Here is a 13,644-nt window from a genome sequence, read left to right as displayed (position 1 = left end):
CACGGACGCGGACAGGGCCGAAAGTCCCATGCCAAATGTGGGCTGTGTCACCACCCGGAAAATTCGGCTAGTCCGCGGCCCAACGGCGGCATTTCGTGTGGATCGACTCGTTGCCACACGTGCGCCCAGTAGGCTTTGAGTGTGGCAGTTTCCGTCGCTGCGCAGAAGCTGAGGCTCGCTCTGGACATGTACGAGGTTGGCGAGCAGATGCAGCGCATGAGGCTGGGTCGTGAACGGCCCAATGCGGACGTTGTTGAAATTGAAGCAGCTATCGACGCGTGGAGGATGACGCGTCCCGGGGCGGAGGAGGGTGACAGCGCAGGCCCGACGTCCACACGGTTCACATGAACGCTGTGGAGTCGACACTCCGTAGGGTCGCCAAGGACCTGACCGGATTGCGTCAGCGGTGGGCGCTGGTTGGTGGTTTCGCGGTGTCTGCGCGATCCGAACCACGTTTCACCCGTGACGTGGACATTGTTGTCGCGGTGGCAAACGACGATGCCGCGGAATCTTTAGTCCGTCAACTTCTTACCCAGCAGTACCATCTCCTGGCGTCGGTAGAGCAGGACGCGGCCAGACGGTTGGCAGCGGTCCGTCTCGGAGCAACCGCAGACACTGCCGCGAATGTTGTGGTGGACCTCCTTTTCGCGAGCTGTGGCATCGAACCGGAGATTGCGGAGGCTGCCGAGGAGATCGAGATCTTGCCCGATCTAGTCGCTCCGGTGGCCACAACGGCGCATCTGATCGCGATGAAACTTCTTGCGAGAGATGATGATCGGCGACCCCAGGATCGCAGTGATCTACGTGCGCTCGTGGACGCCGCATCGCCTCAAGATATCCAAGATGCGCGCAAAGCTATCGAGCTGATTACCCTGCGCGGCTTCCACCGGGACCGCGACCTGGCAGCGGAATGGACACGCCTCGCCGCCAAGTGGTGACCAGCCAGTCCTGCGCCCAGTTCTGGAACTCAGATCCCGGTCCGCAAGCCATTTTGCCGAGGCCGCGCCCAGCGCTAGCCGTTAAGCATCCCGTCGATGAGCCGGCGCAGCACCTGTCTGGTCTCCCGACGGGCGCGCTTGGGGTCGTCGGCGGTGGCGATGAACATCGCCGCCTCGTCGAGCGCGCCAATGAGCACCTGGGCCAGCGGCCGCACCGGTTGACGAGCCAACTGGCCGGCCCGGATCGCCTCGGTGATCAACTGTTCGGTCATGCCCAGGCTGTATCGCTGGGCGACGTCGCGGAAACCCGCCCAGCCCAGCACGACGGGCGCATCCAGCAGGATCAGCTGACGCACCTCCGGATCACCAGATACCTCGAGCCAGGCATCGACCGCTGCCCGGATTGCATCGGCCGGCGTCGCCGCCCCCGAGGCGGCGACCAAGGTGGCCATCCGGGCCATCACGTCTTGCTCCACGACCTCCACCACATCGCGGAATAGTGCTGCTTTATCGGCGAATTGGTGGTACATCGCCCCCCGCGTGACCCCCGCCTCGGTCGCGATTTCCGGCGTCCCCACCTCCGCATAACCCCGTAACCCCCACAGCTTGCGGGCCCCGGTGATCAGCGCCTCGCGGGTCGCCGCGGAGCGTTCCTCCTGGGTGCGTCTCTTGATTTCCATACAATCTGTTGGTAAGTTACCGGCAGTCTGCTTGTAAATGTACCTCGAAGGGTGGGCATCCATGTCGACGATCGACATTAGTGCCGGAACTATTCATTACGAAGCAACCGGACCCGAAACTGGCAGGCCTGTCGTGTTCGTGCACGGGTACATGATGGGCGGTCAACTATGGCGACGGGTCAGTGAGCGACTCGCCGGTCGTGGCCTGCGCTGCATCGCCCCCACCTGGCCGCTGGGTGCGCATCCTAAGCCGCTACGCCCCGGCGCCGACCAGACCATCGGCGGGGTTGCCGGCATCGTCGCCGACGTCCTTGCCGCGCTCGAGCTCAAGGACGTGGTGCTGGTCGGCAACGACACCGGCGGGGTCGTCACCCAGCTCGTCGCGGTCCACTATCCCGAACGGCTCGGTGCCCTGGTCCTCACTAGTTGCGATGCGTTCGAACACTTTCCGCCGCCGATCCTCAAACCGGTGATCCTGGCCGCGAAATCGGCCACCCTGTTCCGGGCCGCGATCCAGGTGATGCGGGCACCGGCCGCGCGTAACCGCGCGTATGCCGGTTTGTCGCACCACAACATCGACCATCTCACCCGGGCCTGGGTTCGTCCGGCGCTATCCAACCCGGCCATCGCCGAAGACCTGCGTCAGCTCTCGCTATCGCTGCGCACCGAAGTCACCACCGCAGTCGCCGCCCGGCTGCCTGAATTCGACAAGCCGGCGCTCATCGCGTGGTCGGCGGATGACGTGTTCTTCGCACTCGAGAACGGTCAACGGCTCGCCGCGACCATCCCGCGCGCCCGTTTCGAGGTAATCGAGGGAGCACGGACGTTCTCGATGGTGGATTCCCCGGACCGGCTCGCCGACCAGTTGTCGACGGTCGCGGTGCGCACGTAGCCGGGTGCCCGTTTGGGCCAAGAAGTTCCGCGGCACTGCCTTTTGTGGCCCGCGGGACTTAGAATGCCCGCTGTGACGACCCCGTCCAACCACTGGGGGGACGAACGAAGGAAGCTCTCGCATCAGCCACCGGTGCGGGGTCAGATTCTTGGCCGCAGGCAAGCCCGGCGGCTGAGCCAGCACTTCGCGCGGGTCGGCGTCGAAGCCCCGCCGAAGCGCCTTCAGGAAATGCTGTTGGGCGCTCCCGCCGCCGACGAAGAATGGACCGACGTCAAGTTCGCACTGATCGTGACCCAGCTGAACCATGAGAAGCGCGTCGCGAAATTCCACCGCCTACAACGCCGAGCCACGCATTCACTAATCTGTCTGGGTTTGGTTCTCGTGGCACTGAACTTCCTGATCTGCCTCGCCTACATCTTCTTCAGCCTGACCCAACACGCCGCAGCGTTGTGAATCTACTGGTTGGCTTAATCGATGATGTCGCGCAGGGCGGCCGCGATAGCCTCGATCGCCCGATCCAGTATTGCGCGGGTGGTGGCGAAGTTCAGCCGCGCAAATCCCGAGCCCACCGCGGCGCCGAACGGAATGCCAGGCGACAGCGCCACCTTCGCCTTCGAGAGCAGGTATTCCGCCGGTTCAGACGGCAGAGCCAGCGCACGGAAATCCACCCACGACAGGTAGGTACCGTCCGGAGCGTTGACCTCTACCCCGGGAGCTAACTCCGGCAGCGCCCGTGCCAGATGATCACGGTTCGCCCGCAGATAAGGGAGCAGCTCGTCCAACCAAGATTCGCCATGATGGTAGGCGGCGATGTTCGCGCGGATACCGACCGTTGATGCGCCCATGCGGTGCAACATGTTGATCCGGTCCCAGTCGTGGGCGTCACGGCGGTTAGACAGGATCACCTGAGCGCACATCAGACCCGGCAAGTTCCAGCCTTTGGACGCCGACACCAACGTGACCACGACTTCAGCCGCCGCCTCCGACACCGAAGCGGCGGCGACATGGCGCGATCCGTAGACCACCGGTGCCCAGATCTCATCCGCGATCACCCGGGCGCCGTGGCGGGCCGCGATATCCACAATCGCACGTAGCTCGGCTTCGGTGCACGCCGTACCCAGTGGGTTATTCGGATTGCAGATAATCACCGATCCGGCACCGCGGACGAACGCGGCCTGCAGAGCGTCCAGGTCCAGCAGGTAGCGTCCCGAGTCTTGCTGCACCATTGGGACTTCCACTCGTTGGCGGCCGGTGACGTGCAGGACGTCGAAAAACGGCATGTAAGCCGGAACCGGCAACGCGACCGGACTCTCCGGCCGGGTAAGGAATTCGACGACGACTTCCATCCCCTTCAGGACATCCGGCACGACGCGGACCCAGTCCGGTCGGGGGCACCAACCGTAGCGTTGTCGGCACCAATCGGCCGTCGCCCTCGGCAGGCTGTCCTCGCCCAACGGCGGGTAGCCGAACTCCTCGTTGTCGACGCACGCCCGCACCCCGTCGAGCACAGCCGGTGCGGTGGGAAAGTCCATCTCCGCCAGCCACAGTGGCACTACATCGGGCCCGAAATAGTTCCACTTGAGCGTGTTGCGACCCCGAAGCTGTTCCTCGGTCAACAGATTGAAGATGCTGTCCTGCATTTTATGACGGGGTTATGACGGGGTGTTGTAGCCCACAGCGGATGCTTGTAGCGGTACCTGGGTTCCGCTGCGCCAGACGGCTTTGACGTCGCAGAGTCCGGCGGGGTCATGGTCCACACCTGCCGCAACAGCCAGCAGATCAGCGTCGTAGCCCGGCGCGATGCGACCCTTGCGGTGGCCGAGCCCACAGCTGGCAGCGGCCGCTGCGGTGGCGCCGGTCAGCACCTCTGTGCTGGTGAACCCGTGTCGAGACAGATACACCAAATCGTCGGGGAGCACGTCATGGCGTCTGCCCGGGGCGACTCCAGCGTCGGTGGACAGGGCGACACGCGCACCGGCGTCGATGAGCCGGCGGATGTTTCGCCATCCATCCTGCACAACCGCGACAAGGTTCTCCGGCATCTCCGGATACACCCGGGGAATCGTCATACCGCACCACACACCTTGGGCAACAATCGCTTCAACAACATCCGGGCTGGCGGCGGCGCTGCCTTCGCTCAAGAACGTGCAGTGCTCGATGCCGTCAACACCCGCGGCGACCGCCGCGGCGATCCCTGCGGTGGCATGTGCATGTGCGGTCACCGGTAGACCTACCTGCTCGGCGGCCGCCACCACCGCGGCCAGTTGGCCGCTGCCGTACTGCGGCTGCCACGGATCGGATGCTGTGGTAACGAATCCGCCCGTGGCCATCACCTTGATCCAATCCGCTCCCCGCGCGGCCCGCTCCTGCACCGCATCAACCAGCTCCTCGACGCTATCGGCCACGCCGCCGAGGAACCAGCAATGCCCGCCGCTGCGAGTCAATGGTGGCCCAGAAACCACCAGTTCCGGCCCCACCGTCGTTTTCTGCCGATACTCCTCCCGCAGCGCCAAGGCCGCATAGTCACGGTCGCCGAGATCGCGAATCGTGGTGATCCCGGAGCGCAACGCGGCCGCGGCGTGCCGTCGCGCCCGTCCCACCAGCACCGCATGGGGGTCGCCGGCCAAATCCTCTGGCCTACCGTCGGGGTCCCAGCACAAATGCGCATGCGCATCCACCAGACCCGGCAACAAAGTCGATTCACCCAGATCAACCAGGTTCATATCGGGGCAGGCGGAGCCAGCAAAATCGACCGCGCTGATCCGACCATCCTCGACCACGACCAGCACGGACCACGCTGAAACCGGTATCCGTCGAACATTTGCCTAGCGCGAATCCCGATCCGTCCCGGACGCGCCGACACCTGGCTAATGCTCAGATCGCCCATCGCTCAGGGACCTCCAAACGCGCACGCGGTGTGAACCGCCACCGCTGCCCCGGCAGTGGCTAGTTCCGGCCAAGCCGGGTTAGTCGTTGGCAAGCGCACGATGCTCGATCAGATCGCGCAGACCCCCCACGCCGAGCCGCTCACGAAACGCCTGCACGGTATAGCCGACGGCCGTCGCGTCGCTGCGGGCACGCACGGTCGCCGAGCGCGGCAGGTGAAACAGCACGCCTATCTCGCCGAAGTAATCCCCCGGCCCGGCAACCTTGACCAATTCCTCACCGCCGTCGGCCAATTCGTGCACAATCTCAAACTCGCCCTCCGACACCACGTAGATCAGGTCGCCCATCGTGCTCTGCTCGAACAGCACCTCGCCGGCCTGAAGATGTACGGTTTCAGGTGGCCGATTTGTCTCCGCGAAATCGGGTGTCAGCTCAACGACGCGATCGGCCATCGGCAACATCCTGCTGTCGTGGGTTGCGACCACGACCACACGCTCGCCATCGGCCAGTTCGCGGATCAACCGCAGCACCTCCTCCACCTGGATGAAATCCAGGTGTGCGGTCGGTTCGTCAGCGAGGATCAGTGGCGGATCCAGCGCAATCGCGCGTGCCACCGCGACTCGTTGCTGCTGACCTCCGCTCAGATCACCGGGTCGATGATTCATTCGTTCCGCGAGATTGACGCGCGCCAGCAGTTCTTCGGCACGCCTACGCGACGCCCTGCGTGACATCCCGGCCGAGCGTAACGGCACCATCACGTTCTCGACAGCGGTCAGGCTGGGCACCAGATTGAACGCCTGGAACACGATGCCGACCTTGTTACGCCGGTAGTTCGCCAGCTCGGCGCCTTGTAGCGTCGTGATGTCGACTTCGTCGAACTTGATCGCCCCAGACTTCGGGCGCAGAATGCCGCCCAGACAGGAAAGCAGTGTCGTCTTGCCGCAGCCGCTGGGTCCGAGCAGCATCACCAACGACCCGGCTGCCACGTCGAGGTTCAAACCGTTGATCGGCCTAAGCGCGTATCCACCGCTGTAGTACTCAACGACGAGGTTCTGAATGCTGAGATCGCCCACCGCTAGGGACCTCCGAACGCCTGCGCGGGATCGACCGTCACCACGCGCTTCAATCCGGCAACACTAGCGAACAGACCGATGACGATCGCGGCCACCGGTAGCGCCAGGTAAGCACCGACGGGTACCGCGACAATCATCGGAAACAGTGGTGCCAACACCTGCGCCAGGACGACGCCCACCACCGCCGCAAGCAACGCAATGACCAGCGCCTGTAATGCGAGCCCGGCCATAATCGAGCGCGTTGGCGTGCCAATCGCCTTGAACACCGCGAAGTCACGTAGCCGCTCAAGAGCCGAAAGGTACACCACCGAGCCGACGATCAGCACCGCCACAATCCACAGCAAAACAGCCACGATCGAGATCGAATTCACTGCGACCTTCAATGGGCGCACCAAATCATTGACAGCGCCCACCCGATCGAAAGTCTGGTAACCCTCCGGCAGCTGTCGGGGCATACCTATGATCCCGATGGACGTGATATTCGGCTGCCCGTTGTACGCCAATTTCTGTAAGCCCTCGGTCGTGAGGAAGACATTGGGGATCTTGGCCAGCGCGGTGGAATTCGGCACAATGCCAACGACCCGCAATCTGCGCGCGCCGACCTCGACAGTGTCACCGAGGTGTCGGCCCATCGTGCTCGATGCCGCGACTTCGTCCGGTTTCGACGGTGACCGACCCTCTGAGACCCGTGGCATGCCAGGTCCGTGCTCGGGCGCGCCGAAGACCGTGACGTTTCGCGTCGACGTGCCTTCTTTCATGATCGTCCCCACGCTGCCCAACGGGGCCGCGGCCATGACACCGGGTTCAGCGGCCACTCGGGCCAGGTCAACATCGGGAAACGGTATTGAACCCAGAAAAGGTCCAGCAGCGCCGGATCTGACGACGAATACATCGACACCCATGGAATCGACGGTGTGCCGGGCCTCCACCCGGAAGCCGTTCGCGAGTCCGGTCAAAACAAGCGTCATCCCGAAGATCAGCCCGGTGCTGATGATCGTGATGACCAGGCGGCGCTTTCTCCATTGCATGTCACGCAGGGCCGCGAAGAGCATTCCCAGACGCTACCAACGTGGCGCACTTGTGGGGCCTGGTCTTGACGTTTTGTGGTCAGGGCGCGGCCCGCTAGTGGTCGAAGAGGCGTTCGGGGTGGTGGTAGTCGTTGGTGTGGGCACCGCGGTCGAGGTGGGGTGGCGGGATCCATTCCGTTTGGCCGTCGGACCGTTTCCTTGTCTGCCAGCCTTTCCCGACTAGCTTGTGGTTGGGTGTGCAGGTGAAGGTGAGTTTGTCGATATCGGTTGAGCCGCCGGTTGCCCACTGGTCGATATGGTGGACTTCGCACCGGTCACCGGGTGCGTGGCAGTTGGGTCGACCATGGGTGCGGTGCCCGCGTTGCTGCGGGTCCGTTTCCCGTGGCCGCCCTTCGAACCGGACGTGCGACTTTCACCGTATCTGGCTCTTCACGGAATCTGCCGATGGGGTGGTTCAGACAGCCTGAGTCCAGGGAGTGGGGATCGTGTTGCCCCGATAGCGGTATCGCCGAATGGGCACCGCGGCGGGGTTAAACAGGGTGATCCCGTCCGCGCTGATGGGGTGCCACCGCCCGGTGGGGTCGGTGAGCCAGCGGCGGACGTCGGTCCAATTCCAGCGATGCCGAATGCGCTGCCAGTTCACCAGCCGCAACACCCGCTTGTCTTTGATCCGGTGACGCACCCGGTCCATCAGGTCCGCGTGGTCGATGCGGTCAAAGCACGCCTTGATATCAGCGTCGAGCACCCAGCGATACTCCTGGGTGCCGAACAAGTGAATCTCAGCGATCGTGTCGTGCGCGCGTCGCGCGGGCCGAAACCCGTAGGAGACCGGCTCGAAGTCGGTCTCAAAGATGGGTTCTAGCACCAGTTTCAACGCCGCCTGAACGACCCGGTCGGCCACTGTGGGAATCCCCAGCCGCCGTACCTTGCCCAACCCGCCCGGTTTGGGGATCTTGCGTTCCCGCACCGGTTGAGGTCGAAACTGTCCACTCTTGAGTTCAGTGCGCAGTTCGTTCAGGAACTCCAAGGCCCCGATCTCGGACTCGATGCGGGCCACAGTGAGCCCGTCTGATCCCGCGGCGACCACGGCGTCCACCGGGTCCACCGGGTCCACCGGGTCCACCGGGTCCACCGGGTCCACCGGGTCCACCGGGTCCACCGACACCGTGATCGAACTCATATTCGAGTGCTATCGCCGCCACGCCCCGCCAGCCGCCGACAAACGCACCCCTGTGGATAAACACCCAACTGTGCACGAACGCGTGATATGACCCGCGCTGTCTGATTGGGCCGTCCGACTACCACCGACCGCAGGGTGACAAAACACATGCGTGGTGTGTATGTTGCTTTCCGTCACAATCGAACAGCCGCTGACGCGATGTGGATGTGGGAGAACCTCCATGTCGAGGCGCCGTAGGAGCAATCTCCTCCCCGAGAATCTCTCAGGCCCAAGCACCACACCGCCGAGGCAACTCTGGAGACAGGGACGGTCGCACCGACCGTGCCTGACCGAAGGTGTAGAGCGGCGCCATGATGCGACGCCGCAGACTCTCAGGTTTCAGGACAGAGCGGGGAGGGCGCAACCAGCCCGGCGCGATCCGGGCTCGTCGAAACCGGAGTTGGCCCTTGTCTGAACCGCACGATCGAACTGTTGGCGACCTCGCCGTGGCCGAAACGATGTCGCGGCCGCCGGATGCCCATTTGGCCGGGCAGCCGATTGCTCCGGGAACACCCTTGACCGCCCCCGAGTACGCCGAACAGACCGGACTGAGCTGATGAACACCCTCAACGACTCCCTGACCGCCTTCGACCCGGACATCGCCGCCCTGATCGACGGCGAGCTGCGCCGTCAAGAATCCGGCTTGGAGATGATCGCTTCGGAGAACTATGCACCGCTGGCCGTGATGCAGGCCCAAGGTTCGGTCTTGACCAACAAGTACGCCGAAGGCTACCCGGGCCGGCGCTACTACGGTGGCTGTGAATTCGTCGACGGTGTCGAGCAGTTGGCTATCGACCGCGTCAAAGCGCTCTTTGGCGCCGAATACGCCAACGTGCAACCACATTCGGGGGCCACCGCCAACGCCGCCACCATGCATGCGCTGCTAAACCCCGGCGACACCATCCTGGGGTTGTCGCTGGCTCATGGCGGTCACCTGACCCACGGGATGCGGATCAACTTTTCCGGCAAGCTCTACCACGCCACCGCCTACGAGGTGTCCAAAGAGGACTACCTGGTCGACATGGATGCCGTCGCCGAGGCAGCGCGCACACACCGGCCCAAAATGATCATCGCCGGCTGGTCGGCGTACCCACGCCAGCTGGATTTCGCCCGCTTCCGCGCCATCGCCGACGAAGTCGACGCCGTGCTCATGGTGGATATGGCGCATTTCGCCGGCCTGGTCGCCGCTGGCGTGCACCCCAGCCCGGTGCCGCACGCCCACGTCGTCACCTCCACCACTCACAAGACGCTCGGCGGGCCCCGCGGCGGCATCATCTTGTGCAATGACCCGGCCATCGCCAAGAAGATCAATTCCGCGGTCTTCCCTGGGCAGCAGGGCGGGCCGCTCGAGCATGTCATCGCAGCCAAGGCCACCGCATTCAAGATGGCAGCACAACCTGAATTCGCGCAGCGCCAACAACGTTGCCTCGACGGCGCGCGCATCCTTGCCGGCCGGTTGACCCAGCCCGACGTCGCCGAACGTGGCATCGCGGTGCTAACCGGCGGCACCGATGTGCACCTCGTCCTAGTCGACCTGCGCGACGCCGAACTCGACGGCCAGCAAGCCGAAGACCGGTTGGCCGCCGTGGACATCACCGTCAACCGCAACGCGGTACCCTTCGACCCTCGTCCCCCGATGATCACCTCGGGCCTGCGAATCGGCACCCCGGCGCTGGCCGCACGCGGCTTCTCCCACAACGACTTCCGCGCCGTGGCAGACCTCATCGCGGCGGCACTGACGGCCACCAACGACGACCAGCTGGGTCCGCTGCGCGCCCAGGTCCAGCGGCTGGCCGCACGCTATCCGCTCTACCCGGAACTGCACCGGACATGACCATCAGCGTCTTCGACCTGTTCACCATCGGCATCGGGCCGTCCAGTTCCCACACCGTGGGACCGATGCGCGCGGCAAACCAGTTCGTAGTTGCGCTGCGCCGCCGGGGCCACCTGGATGACCTCGAGGCGATGCGAGTGGATCTGTTCGGCTCGCTCGCGGCCACCGGAGCCGGTCATGGCACCATGTCGGCGATATTGCTGGGGCTGGAAGGCTGCCAGCCAGAAACGATTACCACCGAACACAAGGAACGCCGGCTCGCCGAGATCGCAGCGTCCGGCGTGACGCGAATCGGCGGTGTCATTCCGGTCCCGCTGACCGAGCGTGATATCGACCTGCATCCCGACATCGTTCTGCCAACGCATCCCAACGGAATGACGTTCACTGCCGCGGGCCCACACGGCCGCGTCTTGGCCACCGAGACTTATTTTTCGGTGGGCGGAGGGTTCATCGTCACGGAACAGACCAGCGGCAACAGCGGCCAACATCCATGCTCAGTTGCCCTTCCCTACGTGTCGGCCCAAGAACTGCTGGACATCTGTGACCGCCTCGACGTGTCAATTAGCGAAGCGGCGCTGCGCAACGAAACATGTTGCCGCACCGAGAACGAGGTACGCGCCGCGCTGCTGCACCTGCGCGACGTCATGGTTGAGTGCGAACAGCGGAGCATCGCTCGCGAAGGGTTGCTTCCTGGCGGCCTCCGGGTGCGCCGGCGAGCGAAGGTGTGGTATGACCGCTTGAACGCCGAAGACCCCACTCGCAAGCCGGAATTCGCTGAGGACTGGGTCAACCTGGTCGCGCTGGCAGTCAACGAGGAGAACGCCTCCGGTGGGCGCGTCGTCACCGCCCCGACCAACGGTGCCGCCGGCATCGTGCCGGCGGTCCTGCACTACGCAATCCACTACACGTCGGCCGGCGCGGGGGACCCCGACGATGTCACCGTGCGATTCCTGCTCACTGCTGGAGCCATCGGATCGTTGTTCAAGGAGCGAGCATCGATCTCCGGAGCCGAGGTCGGCTGTCAGGGCGAGGTCGGCTCCGCGGCCGCCATGGCCGCCGCCGGATTGGCTGAAATCCTCGGCGGCACACCGCGACAAGTGGAAAACGCCGCCGAGATCGCCATGGAACACAGCCTCGGCCTGACCTGTGACCCCATCGCCGGGCTGGTGCAGATCCCCTGCATCGAACGCAACGCGATTTCCGCCGGCAAGGCCATCAACGCCGCACGGATGGCATTGCGCGGCGACGGCATCCATCGCGTCACCCTCGACCAGGTCATCGACACCATGCGCGCCACCGGCGCGGACATGCACACCAAGTACAAGGAAACCTCGGCCGGCGGGCTCGCCATCAACGTCGCAGTCAACATCGTCGAGTGTTGACCAACCGTTGCCGTTGAGTCCGGCTCATCCGACGGGATAGACGACCCCGGTGAGCTCTTCGGACACAGCCCACAGGCGGCGCTGCAGCTGCTCGTCGTGAGACTGGGCGCTGGAGGCCACCACCTTCGGGTAGCCCCGTATTTCACCGAAGCCATCGGGTCCGAAGTACTGGCCGCCGCGCACCGCGGGATCGGTGGCGGCACGCAATGTCGGCAGGGCCCCCAGTTCGGCGTCTTGCATCAGCGGCGCCAGTATGGCCGCCACCGCGACGAGCGGCCGTGGCATGTTGCGGACCAGTTCGGTGTTGGACACTCCCGGGTGCGACGCGACCGCGATGGTGGTTCCGCCCGGTGCTAACCGACGCTGAAGTTCATAAGTGAACAGCAGGTTGGCGAGCTTGGCTTGGCCGTAGGCGGCGACCCGCCTGTACCGGCGTTCCCACTGGAGGTCGTCGAAATGGATTGCGGCACGGATGCGATGGCCGACGCTGCTGATGGTGACCACTCGTGAACCGGCGACGGGCAGCAGTCGATCAATCAACAGGCCGGTCAACGCGAAATGGCCCAAGTGGTTGGTGCCGAACTGCATCTCGAAGCCGTCTGCTGTGGTCTGTCGGGGTGTATACATCACCCCGGCGTTGTTGATCAGCAGGTCGATGCGCTGGTGGTCAGACTTCAGCTGTGCCGCGGCGGCGCGCACCGACGCCAGCGAGGTCAGGTCAAGCTCCTGAAGCTCTACTTCGGCGCCGGGGGTGGCCTCGGTGATGCGTGCCGCCGCCTGCTTGCCCTTGTCGAGGTTGCGCACAGCCAGCACCACGTGTGCACCATGGGCGGCAAGCGCTGCGGCGGTCTCGAATCCAAGTCCGGTGTTGGCCCCCGTGATGACGGCGGTCCGGCCGGTCTGGTCAGGAATGTCGGCGGCAGTCCATTTGGTCATGAGGGCTCCTCGCTATGCTTTGACTAAGCGGGGCGAGCGCTCCGCTTAGCCGAACTATACGGAACGCGCGCCCCGCTTTGTCAAGGCTTTCGGAGGTACGACTTGGCTCCTACTGACCGGCGGGTGCGTGCCGACGCGGCCCGTAACCGGGCACGCGTATTGGAGGTTGCCTACCAAACCTTTGCGGCCGACGGTCTATCGGTGCCCGTTGACGAGATCGCTCGGCGCGCCGGAGTCGGCGCAGGCACGGTATACCGGCATTTCCCGACCAAGGAGGCGCTGTTTCAGGCGGTGATCGCCGACCGGATGCACCGCATCATCGACAAGGGACATGCCCTGCTCAAATCCAAGCATCCCGGCGACGCGCTGTTTGCATTCCTGCGGTCGATGGTATTGCAGTGGGGCGCCACCGATCGCGGCCTGGTCGAGGCGCTGGCCGGCGTCGGGATTGAAATCAGCAGCGCGGCCCCGGAAGCCGAGGCAGATTTCTTGGACCTGCTCACCGACCTGTTGCGCGCCGCCCAGCGCGCCGGCACCGTACGGCCGGACGTAGACGTGCTTGACGTCAAGACGCTCCTAGTCGGCTGCCAAGCGATGCAGAGCTACAACGCTGAGTTGGCCGCAAAGGTGACCGACGTCGCCCTCGACGGCCTTCGGGCAAACAGAAAGTGATCGTCGTCGCGCAGAACACCGCCCGAATCATGTGCGGCGCAATCCGCGATACTGGTAACCGCCGCTACAACGCGGAGTGATTCAGCATCTGACCGACAGTGACG

At 64.5% G+C, this 13,644-nt stretch carries 13 protein-coding genes, 2 pseudogenes and 1 riboswitch; of the genes and pseudogenes, 7 read left to right on the top strand and 8 right to left on the bottom strand.

Features of this window, described 5'->3' with window-relative positions:
- The first annotated feature begins 141 nt into the window (after nt 1-141).
- Nucleotides 142-348 (top strand): hypothetical protein, encoded by a 207-nt coding sequence (locus FF952_RS00440; protein ID WP_003400649.1) that lies wholly within the window; start codon nt 142-144, stop codon nt 346-348.
- On the top strand, nt 345-938 hold the full coding sequence (locus FF952_RS00435; protein ID WP_003400645.1) for a nucleotidyl transferase AbiEii/AbiGii toxin family protein: 594 nt from the start codon (nt 345-347) through the stop codon (nt 936-938). Before FF952_RS00440 ends, FF952_RS00435 begins: the two co-directional genes overlap by 4 nt.
- A 74-nt stretch (nt 939-1,012) precedes the next feature.
- Here the strand turns inward: FF952_RS00435 and FF952_RS00430 are convergent, their stop codons facing one another.
- Nucleotides 1,013-1,618, bottom strand: coding sequence for a TetR/AcrR family transcriptional regulator (locus FF952_RS00430; RefSeq protein ID WP_003899803.1), 606 nt, complete (start codon nt 1,616-1,618; stop codon nt 1,013-1,015).
- 61 nt (nt 1,619-1,679) lie between these two features.
- Here FF952_RS00430 and FF952_RS00425 point away from each other — a divergent pair, with 61 nt between their 5' ends.
- Together FF952_RS00425 and FF952_RS00420 are read left to right on the top strand one after the other, a co-directional pair.
- Nucleotides 1,680-2,510 carry an alpha/beta fold hydrolase gene (locus FF952_RS00425; protein WP_003900801.1) on the top strand — a complete coding sequence of 277 codons (831 nt, stop codon included), beginning with the start codon at nt 1,680-1,682 and terminating at the stop codon, nt 2,508-2,510.
- A gap of 72 nt (nt 2,511-2,582) precedes the next feature.
- Nucleotides 2,583-2,963, top strand: a complete 381-nt coding sequence (locus FF952_RS00420) for a hypothetical protein (protein ID WP_003913085.1) — start codon at nt 2,583-2,585, stop codon at nt 2,961-2,963.
- Between the two features lie 14 nt (nt 2,964-2,977).
- Here the strand turns inward: FF952_RS00420 and FF952_RS00415 are convergent, their stop codons facing one another.
- The 6 genes and pseudogenes from FF952_RS00415 to FF952_RS00390 all read right to left on the bottom strand — a co-directional run bounded on the left by FF952_RS00415 (nt 2,978) and on the right by FF952_RS00390 (nt 8,677).
- Nucleotides 2,978-4,150, bottom strand: a complete 1,173-nt coding sequence (locus FF952_RS00415) for a MalY/PatB family protein (RefSeq protein ID WP_003905225.1) — start codon at nt 4,148-4,150, stop codon at nt 2,978-2,980.
- Nucleotides 4,151-4,162: 12 nt separating this feature from the next.
- Nucleotides 4,163-5,397 (bottom strand): annotated as a pseudogene (locus tag FF952_RS00410) (metal-dependent hydrolase family protein).
- Nucleotides 5,398-5,476: 79 nt separating this feature from the next.
- A complete protein-coding gene (locus FF952_RS00405) occupies nt 5,477-6,469 on the bottom strand; it encodes an ABC transporter ATP-binding protein (RefSeq protein ID WP_003899801.1) in 993 nt (330 codons plus the stop codon).
- 2 nt (nt 6,470-6,471) lie between these two features.
- Nucleotides 6,472-7,521, bottom strand: coding sequence for an ABC transporter permease (locus FF952_RS00400; protein WP_003400616.1), 1,050 nt, complete (start codon nt 7,519-7,521; stop codon nt 6,472-6,474).
- A 70-nt stretch (nt 7,522-7,591) separates the two neighbouring features.
- Nucleotides 7,592-7,864 (bottom strand): annotated as a pseudogene (locus FF952_RS00395) (HNH endonuclease); the annotation flags it as partial.
- Between the two features lie 87 nt (nt 7,865-7,951).
- Complete coding sequence (locus FF952_RS00390; protein ID WP_003899800.1) at nt 7,952-8,677, bottom strand: reverse transcriptase domain-containing protein; 726 nt, start codon at nt 8,675-8,677, stop codon at nt 7,952-7,954.
- 197 nt (nt 8,678-8,874) lie between these two features.
- Nucleotides 8,875-8,965, top strand: a riboswitch (glycine riboswitch).
- Between the two features lie 307 nt (nt 8,966-9,272).
- Between FF952_RS00390 and glyA the strand changes: the two genes are divergently transcribed.
- Nucleotides 9,273-10,550: a serine hydroxymethyltransferase gene (glyA, locus tag FF952_RS00385; RefSeq protein ID WP_003899799.1), complete on the top strand. Its 1,278-nt coding sequence runs from the start codon at nt 9,273-9,275 to the stop codon at nt 10,548-10,550.
- Nucleotides 10,547-11,932: an L-serine ammonia-lyase gene (locus FF952_RS00380; RefSeq protein WP_003400600.1), complete on the top strand. Its 1,386-nt coding sequence runs from the start codon at nt 10,547-10,549 to the stop codon at nt 11,930-11,932. Before glyA ends, FF952_RS00380 begins: the two co-directional genes overlap by 4 nt.
- A gap of 24 nt (nt 11,933-11,956) precedes the next feature.
- Here FF952_RS00380 and FF952_RS00375 read toward each other — a convergent pair whose 3' ends face one another.
- A complete protein-coding gene (locus FF952_RS00375) occupies nt 11,957-12,868 on the bottom strand; it encodes an SDR family NAD(P)-dependent oxidoreductase (RefSeq protein ID WP_003899798.1) in 912 nt (303 codons plus the stop codon).
- A gap of 102 nt (nt 12,869-12,970) precedes the next feature.
- Between FF952_RS00375 and FF952_RS00370 the strand changes: the two genes are divergently transcribed.
- The gene (locus FF952_RS00370) at nt 12,971-13,540 is read left to right on the top strand and encodes a TetR/AcrR family transcriptional regulator (RefSeq protein WP_003902834.1); all 570 of its coding nucleotides are present in this window, start codon (nt 12,971-12,973) and stop codon (nt 13,538-13,540) included.
- Nucleotides 13,541-13,644: the final 104 nt, after the last annotated feature.

This window comes from Mycobacterium tuberculosis complex sp. N0072 (assembly GCF_030323725.1).
GTDB classification, from domain to species: Bacteria; Actinomycetota; Actinomycetes; order Mycobacteriales; family Mycobacteriaceae; genus Mycobacterium; species Mycobacterium tuberculosis.
Note: the sequence above shows the minus strand (reverse complement) of the source record. Positions and strands in the feature narration are given on the sequence as shown.

Bases quoted from the DNA above. Each gene is read 5' to 3' on its own strand.
- FF952_RS00425 (WP_003900801.1), top strand. From the start codon at position 1,680: ATGTCGACGATCGACATTAGTGCCGGAACTATTCATTACGAAGCAACC.
- FF952_RS00375 (WP_003899798.1), bottom strand. From the start codon at position 12,868: ATGACCAAATGGACTGCCGCCGACATTCCTGACCAGACCGGCCGGACC.
- FF952_RS00380 (WP_003400600.1), top strand. From the start codon at position 10,547: ATGACCATCAGCGTCTTCGACCTGTTCACCATCGGCATCGGGCCGTCC.
- FF952_RS00430 (WP_003899803.1), bottom strand. From the start codon at position 1,618: ATGGAAATCAAGAGACGCACCCAGGAGGAACGCTCCGCGGCGACCCGC.
- FF952_RS00435 (WP_003400645.1), top strand. From the start codon at position 345: ATGAACGCTGTGGAGTCGACACTCCGTAGGGTCGCCAAGGACCTGACC.
- FF952_RS00415 (WP_003905225.1), bottom strand. From the start codon at position 4,150: ATGCAGGACAGCATCTTCAATCTGTTGACCGAGGAACAGCTTCGGGGT.
- FF952_RS00400 (WP_003400616.1), bottom strand. From the start codon at position 7,521: ATGCTCTTCGCGGCCCTGCGTGACATGCAATGGAGAAAGCGCCGCCTG.
- FF952_RS00390 (WP_003899800.1), bottom strand. From the start codon at position 8,677: ATGAGTTCGATCACGGTGTCGGTGGACCCGGTGGACCCGGTGGACCCG.
- glyA (WP_003899799.1), top strand. From the start codon at position 9,273: ATGAACACCCTCAACGACTCCCTGACCGCCTTCGACCCGGACATCGCC.